This window comes from Vibrio sp. 1562 (genome assembly GCF_033340155.1).
Taxonomy (GTDB): Bacteria; Pseudomonadota; Gammaproteobacteria; order Enterobacterales; family Vibrionaceae; genus Vibrio; species Vibrio alginolyticus.
In genome coordinates this window covers 1-857 of sequence record NZ_JAWOVY010000189.1, presented here as the reverse complement: position 1 = coordinate 857, position 857 = coordinate 1, and the positions used below count along the sequence as shown (strand labels likewise).

General features: G+C 47.6%; 1 pseudogene. It reads left to right on the top strand.

The features are described 5' to 3' along the window. Window positions 1–857 (top strand): annotated as a pseudogene (locus tag R7Z49_RS24070) (insulinase family protein); the annotation flags it as partial.

The window sequence follows — 857 nt, the reverse complement described above, 5'->3', positions numbered from 1 at the left end:
ACGATATTATCTATGGCGACTACAAAATGTCGGGCTATGATGAAGATCTGCAACGTTCTCTGCTGCAATATTTATCTGTCGACAATGTCCGCGTTACGCTGATCGCCAAAGGACTTGAGTACAATCGCACTGCGGAGTGGTATTTCACCCCCTACTCCGTCACTCCATTCAGTAGCGAGCAAAAACGCTTCTTCCAACAAATTGATCCGCGTTGGCAATTTGTTCTGCCAGAGAAGAACCCGTACATTTGTTACGACCTCGACCCAATGCCCTTTGAAAACGGGGGCTCACTACCGGAGTTGATTGAAGATCTCGAAGGTTTTCGCCTGTGGCATTTGCAAGATGATGAGTTCCGAGTGCCGAAAGGCGTAGTGTACGTTGCGATCGACAGTTCTCACGCGGTCGCGTCGCCTAAGAATATTGTGAAAACACGTCTTTGTGTCGAAATGTTTTTGGACTCACTAGCCAAAGAAACCTACCAAGCTGAAATCGCGGGCATGGGCTACAACATGTATGCGCACCAAGGTGGGGTAACTTTGACGTTGTCGGGCTTCAGCCAAAAACTGCCACAACTGCTTGAGATGATTTTACGCCGTTTCGCCGCGAGAGAGTTTAACCCGACTCGGTTCGAAACCATCAAACAACAATTATTACGTAATTGGCGAAATTCTTCTCAAGATCGCCCGATTTCTCAACTGTTCAACGCATTAACAGGTTTGTTGCAGCCAAATAATCCTCCTTTCGCGACACTTGCAGAAGCGCTGGAAGAAATTGAAGTCGATGAGCTGTCGACATTCGTCGAGTCGATTTTGGCGGAACTCCACGTAGAAATGTTCGTTTATGGCGACTGGCAACGT